Genomic DNA, 9030 nt, shown 5'->3' on the forward strand with positions numbered 1-9030 from the left:
ATGTTGCTGACATCAAAATGGTGGAGCAGTTGGTCGAGGGGTTCGAGGCAAAGCTTTATGCGGATCGTGGTTATATTAGTCAAGATTTAAAAATTAAGTTAAAAGATCAAGGTATTGATTTGATTACTTATCATCGAAAGAACATGCGGTCTGTTGAGCTCAGTGCGCCAGATGAATATCACCTAAGGCAACGCAATAAGATAGAAACGTTATTCAGCCTATTGAAAGGTCAATACAATTTAGTGACGAGTAAAGCACGCAGTGTTCGTGGATTTCTCAGTGGAATTTACGCCTCGTTATGTGCATATCAATTAACCCATCGAAATAAGCCAACAATTCAAATTATTGATTCATCGGCTTAAGCAGGATTCGGGTTATTAATAGTTTTCTTTAACCTTCACATAGTTCTGAGCTGAGTAAGGTAAGAAAGCCAACTCTTTTTCAGTTAATTTACGGACTTGTTTCACTGGACTTCCCACATACAAATAACCACTTTCTAGATGCTTATTTGGCGGAACCAATGAACCCGCACCAATCATTACGTCATCTTCAACAATCACATCATCTAAAATAATCGTACCAATCCCAATCAGAACACGATTACCAATGGTACAACCATGCAATTTCACATGATGACCAACAGTGACATCTTCACCAATGATCAGCGGTGAGCCTTCAGGCTTATCGGCTTTCTTATGACTGACATGCAACATCGAATGGTCTTGCACATTCGAGTTTTTACCAATACGAATATGATTCACATCACCACGAATCACAGCAAAGGGCCATACAGAAACATTTTCACCCAACACCACATCGCCAATCACCACGGACATCGGGTCGATATAATTCGTGTCATCCGTCTGCGGAAAAGTGTCAAGATAAGGGCGAATGTTGTGGCTCATGCTGAAAAATCCATAATTTTAAAGACAGTATAAATAAAAAAGCACCTATATCGAAATATAGATGCTTGAACTTAAGTCTAAAATTGTTGCTTTAAACCAGACTTAGAATAAATTGCTAAAGAATTGTTTTACATGATCAATCATACGAGAGAAGAAACCTGCTTCTTCAACTGCTTGTAGCGCAACCAAAGGCTTCTCAGCAATCACTTTACCATCTAAAGTCGCAGTGAGTTTACCCACCACTTGACCTTTTTGAAGCGGTGCATTCAAATTCGGTTGAACCGAAATTTGAGTTTTAATCGCATTCGCTTGACCTTTAGGCATGGTCACATTGAATTTTTCAGCGAGACCAATACTCGCTTCATTTTCAGTACCAAACCACACTGTTGATTTCGCAATTTCTTGATTCGCAGGTTGAACACTCACCGTTTCAAAGTTTGCATAACCCCAAGCTAAAATTTCACGTGTTTGTGAAGCACGCTCTTGCATAGATGGCGCACCAAAAATCACAGAAATTAAACGCATTGGACCACGTTTTGAAGACGTCGTCAGGCAGTATCCAGCTTCTTCAGTATGACCTGTTTTTAAACCATCTACACTTGGATCAGTATAAAGCAGGGCATTACGGTTGCCTTGTTTAATGCCGTTAAAGCTAAACTCTTTTTCAGAGTAAATTGGATAGTATTTAGAGCTGTCATGAATGATATGTTGCGCAAGGGTTGCCATATCTTTTGCTGTTGAATAATGACCTTCAGCAGGCATACCGGTTGAGTTTACAAAACTGGTATTGGTCATGCCAATACGTTTCGCTTCTTTATTCATTTCATGGGCAAATGTACCTTCATTGCCTGAAATGTGCTCAGCCATCGCTTTAGACGCATCATTACCTGATTGAACGATAATGCCACGTAACATTTCTAAAACAGTCGCAGTGCCATTCAAGGGAACATACATACATGATTCGGTGCTACTACCACGACACCATGCAGACTCGTTCATACGAACTTTTTCATTTTCAGTCAACTGACCATTCAATAGTTTTTGTTCGATGATGAAACTGGTCATCATTTTGGTCATTGACGCTGGAGCAAGTTTCTCATTTTCATTTTTACTAGCAAGGATTTGCCCTGTTTCATAATCCATCAAAACATATGATTTGTTATTGAGTTCTGGTGGCGTAGATAAAACAGTTGCTGCATAAGAAAATGATGGTAATAGTAATAATGCAGCGATGGCGCTTTTTCGGGTCATTCTAAGTAGTTCCAATCTTATGTGAACGGCAAAATCAGCTTTGCATTCTAGGACAAAGCAAAGCCGACTGCTACGGGGAGAGTCGGCTATTTTCAGTCGAATTGTAACTAATTCATGCTTGTGATGACTAAAGATTAGTAATCTTTCACATCGTTGCAGACTTGCGTATTGACTTTGTCGCCAGCACTTTTGACATCAGCACGCGCTTGAGCTAAAGCGGTTTTAAAACTGGTTTGTTCAACTGTGGTTTTAATTGCCGTTTTGGGTGACTTTTCTTGCGGTAAATAGTCTTTTAATAATCGTGCATAACCTGCATCGAACTTATCATCGGTTTTAATCAATGAAGGGCAAATTTCTGACAGTACATAGATCGCTGCTAATTCATCCTTAGTAATGGTGGTTTGAGTCACATCGATGTTTTCAGCAGAAGCTTCAGTTTTTTTCTCAGCAAATGCACTCGCACTGAAAGCCAATGATGCAGATAGAAGACCAAACGAAAAGAATTTCACGATTTTATTATGCATTGGATACTCAAAATTTATAACTAAATGATTTGTATAGAATAAACACTTTTGATGATGAAAAAATAGAGAAAATGTATAGAAGCTGTAGGCTTTGTGACGTTTTATAGCGAACAATCAGCCTCAATGATTACAAATACGAGGGTGCTTTATCATCATCAAGACTTTGATATGGTCAAAGCTTACTCAGAGACTGAAGAAATGAGTTCATTACAGCCTTGCTGTTTTTCCTCTTGAGAATATCCACTATTTTCAGCTGAGGCCTCTTTATATGCATTTTGGTATTCAGCATCTTGTTTCAATTGTTCTAAACTCATAGCGCCGGAAGAGAGCTGTTTTAAGCTTTCTTCAGTAAATTGAGCGACAGCGTGTTGGATTTTAGTTGCATCGGTGACCAAAGCAGGACAAATTTCATTCAGCACTTGAGCTGCAGCAATATCTTCTTTGATCACTAAATCGAGTTCTGCTTGAGAAATTAAATTTGCATGAACTAAAGTACTGCTTAGAAAAGTGAATGTTGTTATACAAGCAAAGCGAATGAGTGAGCGATTTAACACTTTTTTAACCCTTTGGAATATTGTTTTAAAGTCTGCTAAATATATAGAGTTGTTGAATATTTTCCAATCATATAATCTACCAACGACGCAAACTTAGGTTATACACAGTGAATATTTTAATTTCGAACGATGATGGTGTGTTTGCACCAGGAATCCAAGCATTGGCCCATGCTTTGAAAAAGTTGGGACGAGTCATTGTGGTTGCACCTGAGGGTGAGCGAAGTGGTTATTCAAGCGCTTTAACTTTAGATCGCCCCTTACGTCCGATTCAAATTGCAGAAGATATTTGGTCTGTAAATGGCACACCTGCTGATTGTGTGTATTTATCCATGAATGGCATGTTTGATTTTGAGTTTGATCTTGTAGTGAGTGGGATTAATAGTGGCGCGAATTTGGGTGATGATGTACTTTACTCTGGCACAGTCGGTGCAGCGTTTGAAGGACGTTTAATGAAACAGCCTGCGCTTGCGGTGTCTTTGGCAGGTTCTGAAGTCAGGTCGTATCAACATCCAGAGCAATATGCACGTGCAGCAGAGTGGGTACATGACTTTATTGCCAAAGGATTACCCATTTTACCACCACGTCATATTTTCAATATCAATATTCCAGACATTGAACATATTCAAGGTGCTCAAGTGACCTATCAAGGTCAACGCTTACAAAACAAACCGATCACCATACAGGTCGATGCGCGAGGACGTCAAGTCTTTTGGATCGGATTAACTGGAGAGTCTGTAGTCGATCCGAAAAAAAGCTTAATGGATATTCAATCAGATTTCTTTGCGCTGGCAAATGGTTATGTCAGTATTACACCGATTCAAATTGATGCAACCAACTACAGTATTTTGGATACATTGAAGGATCAAATTGCAGAAAAGAGCACTGATGTCGAGACAATGTTATAAGTTTGTGAAAAAGCAACGTTAATCAGTGAAACTCTGATTAATTTTGCTAATCTTAGGCGAAATTCAGTTTCAAATTTAGATTGTAGAGAGAGGAAATCATGCTTTTGGCTCGACGACAGAATGTTTTAACCCATAAGATGTCATTTAAAACGCTGTTTGCATCCCTTGCAGTTGTTTCTGTATTTGCAATCACGGGCTGTGCTTCTAAGCCACAAATTAACAATTCTGCACGTTATGCAAAAGCGCCTGATTTCTATACTGTACGTTCGGGTGATACTTTAAGTGGTATCGCCAATCGTTATGGTTTGAGCTATATCAGTGTCGCGGAAATGAATGATATTGCTCCGCCATATCGAATTTATGTCAATCAATCGATTCGTCTTAAACAAAGTGGTAATCGCAATCGCACAACGGCTGTGAAACCTTTGGCAGCTCAAGACTCACAAATCAAACGTCAGAATGTTCAATTGCCAAATACTCAGACTACGCCAACGCCTGTGACAGCACCAACGACTACGACGACTCGTACAGTTACACCTGCAACACCAGTGAGCCCCTCATCAAATTCCTCTTCATTAAAATGGGTGAAACCATCGAATGGTGTCGTTTTAGAAAACTTTAACAATGCAGCGAATGTGAAGGGGATTCGTTTTGGTGGGAACGTCGGTGACCCAGTGATGGCTGCTGCAAATGGTCAAGTGGTGTATGCGGCTGATGGCTTAAAAGAATACGGTAATTTAGTCCTTGTAAAACATATGGATGGCTATATTTCAGCGTATGCACATAATAGTAAGATGCTTGTGAAAAGTGGTCAAAATGTGGTTGCTGGACAAAAAATAGCAGAAATGGGCTCGAGTGGTACAAATCGCACCATGCTTGAATTTCAAATTCGTTTAGATGGTAAGCCTATAAATCCAGCAAATATTTTACCAATCAATTAAGATAGTTGATGCAAACTTAAAAATTCTTCGTATAATACAATGAGTTGCTTTCATATTTAAAATGTGAAGCATCTCATAATTTCAGAGGGAAATTTATGTTAGATCAACTTAGATCAATGGGTGTATTTGCATGTGTTGTTGAAAAAAGCTCGTTTAGTGGTGCCGCTCGTGATTTAGGTATTACTACAAGTGCTGTAAGTCAGCAGATACGATCCCTAGAACAAGAAATGGAAGTCACACTTCTACATCGTTCTACAAGACGATTAAGTTTGACAGAAGCGGGTCAAGCTTTTTTTTACAGTTGCCAAGAAATGCTTGCTGCGGCTGAGCGTGGCAAGATTAGAATTAATGAATTAAGAGATGATTTGGTTGGGGACCTACGCATTGCGACTACGCCTGAGCTGGGTGCTACGCATTTAGTTCCAGCATTGTCACATTGGATTTCGGCACATCGTGGACTTACGGTTCATTTTGAAGCTGAGAATCAATTTATTGATTTAATTCAAGAGCGAATTGATATCGCTATTCGCATGTGTTCAAAACTTGAAGAATCAAATAATTTATTGATTACGCCATTGGCACGTGTAGATCAGGTGTTGGTGGCTTCACCAAGCTATTTGAATCAGAATTTACCGATCTCAAAACCTGAAGATTTATCCAATCATGATTTAATTCCGATTAACATCATGAAAAACTATCAAAATTTTAGTTTTGAACATGGTTCTACAGGCGAAACGGTTGATTTAGAAATGAAACATCGTTTGCAAACCAACAATGTTTTCGTGGCTAAATCATTGTGTCAAAGTGGTCATGGCATTGCGCGTTTACTGTATTTGGATGTGCAAAAAGAGTTAGTGAACGGCACGTTGGTTGAAGTATTACCTGAATGGAAATTGCCGACGTATACGTTGAATGCAATGACTTTGAAGCGTGAACAACAACCAATGAAAATCCATCGTTGTTTAGATGCTTTAAAACAGTATTTTGGACAATTGCCTGGCGGTCGTATCTTTCAAGAAGCTTCTTAATAACAAGAAGACTCTCAATAAATGGTAGACCTACTTAGATCGTTGAATATATATAATTTATATTCAGCGCATAAAAAAGCCGCATCATGCGGCTTTTTTATATCTCTAAATCACATTGGAATAATCTAAAGAATTAACTTAAAAAGTTTTTGACTGCAGGCACTAAGCGTTTTAATAAATCATCCGCTTGTTCATGCGTCATATTTAATGCTGGAAGTAGACGAACAACATTGCCTGCTGTCACATTGATAATTAAATTGTGTTCAGTGCGAGCAATATCAACCAACTCACCGCATGCTTTTGGTAATTCAATTCCAATCATCATGCCAAAACCACGAACGATGACATTTTGCTCTTCAAGTTGGGTACGTAAACTCTCTACTAAATATTGCCCAATTTTTGCAGCATTCGCGACGATATTTTCTTTTTGCATCAGATCAATAATGGTATACACCACACGAGAACCGAGTGCTGTGCCACTGTATGTAGAACCATGATTACCCGCAGTCAAAATGCCCACACCTTTCCCTTGAGTCATCACTGCGCCAATCGGGAAACCATTGCCTAGACCTTTGGCAGTGGTCATCACATCTGGAATGATATTGGTGTGTTGATAGGCAAAATATTTACCAGTACGACCATTACCGGTTTGCACTTCATCCAGCATCATGAGCCAGTTATGCTGATTGCAAATTTGGCGAATCTCTTCCAAATAACTAAAGCCTTGAGGTGCAGTATTCACGCCGCCTTCACCTTGGATCGGTTCGACTAAAATCGCCACGATATCAGGATGGTTTATCGCCGCTTCTTCAATCGCTTGGATATCACCAAAAGGGACACGAATGAAGCCTTCAACCAATGGTCCAAAACCTTCTTGAACTTTTTTATTGCCTGTTGCAGAAAGAGTTGCCAGGGTACGACCATGGAAAGAATGATCCGCAACAATAATTTTAGGGTGGCTTAAACCCTGCATATGTCCATATTTACGTGCAATTTTGATCGCACCTTCGTTAGACTCTGCACCACTATTAGAGAAGAAAATTTCTTCCATACCTGAAACTTTCGCCAGCTTTTGCGCTGCAGCCGTTTGCCAAGGCACTTCATAAATGTTACTGGTATGAATTAAAGTCGCTGCTTGTTCTGCAATCGCCTCAGCCAAAACAGGGTGAGCATGACCTAAACCGCAAACCGCGATACCTGTTAAGGCGTCCAGATATTCTGAACCATCTTCTGTATACAGATAAGAACCTCGACCGCGAACAAAGCTGATCGGTTGACGGCTGAATACAGGCATCAAATGAGTCGGTTGATCAGGTTGTATTGGCGCGAGAGTGATATTGTTCATGACAAACTCTTATCTGTGAAATGAAGGAAAAGTTAATCTAATCAAAATATGAAACAGATTAAAAGCCCAAATGTAAATTTAACTGGAAAAAATGTGCAAGACATACTCTTTAAGGTGGATTTAGGTATAATGCACGCAGATAAGTTGAGGATTTAATCAATGACTGAACAAGTGCGTGACACAGAAGCGTTAATTCGCGATCAAATTGCTAAACATGCAGTGCTTCTTTATATGAAAGGCACACCGCAATTCCCACAATGTGGTTTTTCTGCACGTGCAGTTGAAGCGTTGAGCCAAATTGGTCGTCCATTTGCTTATGTTAATATTTTGGAAAATCAAGATATTCGTGCAATATTGCCACAAATTGCAAATTGGCCGACATTCCCACAATTGTGGATCAATGGTGAGTTGATTGGTGGTAGCGATATCATGCTTGAAATGTTCCAAACGGGCGAATTAAAAACCCTCATTGAACAATACAGCGCAGCGCCTGAAGCATAATTCAGACGTGAATTGAAAAGCACCGATCAGGTGCTTTTTTTATACGTGTTTTTAATGAAGCAATAGCGAATGGTGATTGCTAATCAAAGTATGTGAAAAATCGTAGTTATCAAATTTAATGTGAAAAACCTGCTAATTCTTGCTTAACTCTATTGGGATTATTGCCGCTAATTTTATGGTCAAACAGTTGCATAACCGTTTCAGGTGAATAGAATTTATATTCATCAGGCATACTTTTCATATAGCGATGCTGAGCATAAACAAGACCAAGCAGAATGAAGATCATCAATGCAAATAAAAATAACCCAGAAGCATAATAAATCGTGGGCTGCTTCCATGTGGATTGCCAGATGAAGAAAATAGGAATAAGTAAGAGTGCAATGGGTTTAATCAGTTTATAAATACGAGGCTTGGTCGCTTGAGCAATCGTTTCAAGCGTGGAATCATCCCAATCAAAAAAGAAATTTAACTTGTTCAATATATGTTGTTGCTGTTGATTGAGCTGATGAAGACGTTTGTTCGCTTCTAGAACCATCAACATTTTATAAAGCGTTGTAATGTTTAACTTGTGAACATCATTTTCTTGTAAATGGTGCTTATTGTATTGGACGTATTTGAGTCCTGAAGTAAAAAAGGCTTGTATATCGTGTACATCTAAAATTTGATAATTGCCATGATGGTAATGCTGATAAAACTCAGCATCATGTTTAAAATATTCTCTTAAATTAATCAGTAAAGCTTCATCACTAAGATTAATGTGTTCGAGATCAATCGCTTCATTGATCAAATGATTTAAGTTATTCATAACGTACCATTATTCTTATTTGGGTTTTAGCGTTTAATTTAGGGCTAAGTTAAATTTAATTTTTTAAAATAAGTTCTGTTAGAGTCAAAAATTAACTCAATGATTTTTTGTTATTTAACCCGAATCGCGGATAAGAAATTGACTTGAAAAATAAGAGGACTAGAGCCATCAGTTGAGTTACCACACAAAACTCACAACTCTAGTCCTAATGTTTAATAGTACCGAATTATTCAGCGTAATTGATGATTTCTTTCTCAAATTTGAAGCAACC

The 9030-nt window shown here is 38.7% G+C and carries 11 protein-coding genes and 1 pseudogene; 6 read left to right on the forward strand and 6 right to left on the reverse strand.

Annotated elements, in window-relative coordinates:
* The coding region (locus AC5YD2_RS15735; RefSeq protein ID WP_496127212.1) for a transposase at positions 1-362 on the forward strand (362 nt) is incomplete at its 5' end.
* A gap of 15 nt (positions 363-377) precedes the next feature.
* On the opposite strand, the gene AC5YD2_RS15740 is transcribed toward AC5YD2_RS15735, so the two are convergent.
* The 4 genes from AC5YD2_RS15740 to AC5YD2_RS15755 form a co-directional block, all read right to left on the reverse strand.
* Positions 378-905, reverse strand: a complete 528-nt coding sequence (locus tag AC5YD2_RS15740; RefSeq protein ID WP_496127213.1) for a gamma carbonic anhydrase family protein — start codon at positions 903-905, stop codon at positions 378-380.
* 102 nt (positions 906-1007) lie between these two features.
* Entirely contained in the window at positions 1008-2156 is a 1149-nt protein-coding gene (dacC, locus tag AC5YD2_RS15745; RefSeq protein ID WP_496127214.1) for a D-alanyl-D-alanine carboxypeptidase PBP5/6, read from the reverse strand.
* Positions 2157-2290: 134 nt separating this feature from the next.
* Positions 2291-2680 (reverse strand): MCR_0457 family protein, encoded by a 390-nt coding sequence (locus tag AC5YD2_RS15750; RefSeq protein ID WP_496127215.1) that lies wholly within the window; start codon positions 2678-2680, stop codon positions 2291-2293.
* 179 nt (positions 2681-2859) lie between these two features.
* A complete protein-coding gene (locus tag AC5YD2_RS15755) occupies positions 2860-3234 on the reverse strand; it encodes an MCR_0457 family protein (RefSeq protein WP_496127216.1) in 375 nt (124 codons plus the stop codon).
* A 107-nt stretch (positions 3235-3341) separates the two neighbouring features.
* Between AC5YD2_RS15755 and surE the strand changes: the two genes are divergently transcribed.
* The 3 genes from surE (at position 3342) to AC5YD2_RS15770 (ending at position 6108) form a co-directional block, all read left to right on the forward strand.
* A complete protein-coding gene (gene surE, locus AC5YD2_RS15760) occupies positions 3342-4139 on the forward strand; it encodes a 5'/3'-nucleotidase SurE (RefSeq protein ID WP_496127217.1) in 798 nt (265 codons plus the stop codon).
* Positions 4140-4237: 98 nt separating this feature from the next.
* Entirely contained in the window at positions 4238-5080 is an 843-nt protein-coding gene (locus tag AC5YD2_RS15765; protein WP_496127218.1) for a peptidoglycan DD-metalloendopeptidase family protein, read from the forward strand.
* A gap of 95 nt (positions 5081-5175) precedes the next feature.
* The gene (locus tag AC5YD2_RS15770) at positions 5176-6108 is read left to right on the forward strand and encodes a LysR family transcriptional regulator (RefSeq protein ID WP_496127219.1); all 933 of its coding nucleotides are present in this window, start codon (positions 5176-5178) and stop codon (positions 6106-6108) included.
* Positions 6109-6241: 133 nt separating this feature from the next.
* Here AC5YD2_RS15770 and AC5YD2_RS15775 read toward each other — a convergent pair whose 3' ends face one another.
* Positions 6242-7453, reverse strand: a complete 1212-nt coding sequence (locus tag AC5YD2_RS15775) for an aspartate aminotransferase family protein (protein ID WP_496127220.1) — start codon at positions 7451-7453, stop codon at positions 6242-6244.
* A gap of 159 nt (positions 7454-7612) precedes the next feature.
* Between AC5YD2_RS15775 and grxD the strand changes: the two genes are divergently transcribed.
* Positions 7613-7954 (forward strand): Grx4 family monothiol glutaredoxin, encoded by a 342-nt coding sequence (grxD, locus tag AC5YD2_RS15780; protein ID WP_496127221.1) that lies wholly within the window; start codon positions 7613-7615, stop codon positions 7952-7954.
* A 115-nt stretch (positions 7955-8069) separates the two neighbouring features.
* Here grxD and AC5YD2_RS15785 read toward each other — a convergent pair whose 3' ends face one another.
* Positions 8070-8759 (reverse strand): hypothetical protein, encoded by a 690-nt coding sequence (locus AC5YD2_RS15785; protein WP_496127222.1) that lies wholly within the window; start codon positions 8757-8759, stop codon positions 8070-8072.
* Between the two features lie 172 nt (positions 8760-8931).
* Between AC5YD2_RS15785 and AC5YD2_RS15790 the strand changes: the two are divergent.
* Positions 8932-9030: pseudogene (locus tag AC5YD2_RS15790) on the forward strand (IS982 family transposase); the annotation flags it as partial.

The sequence above is a fragment of the Acinetobacter sp. CY73 genome, from assembly GCF_059515865.1.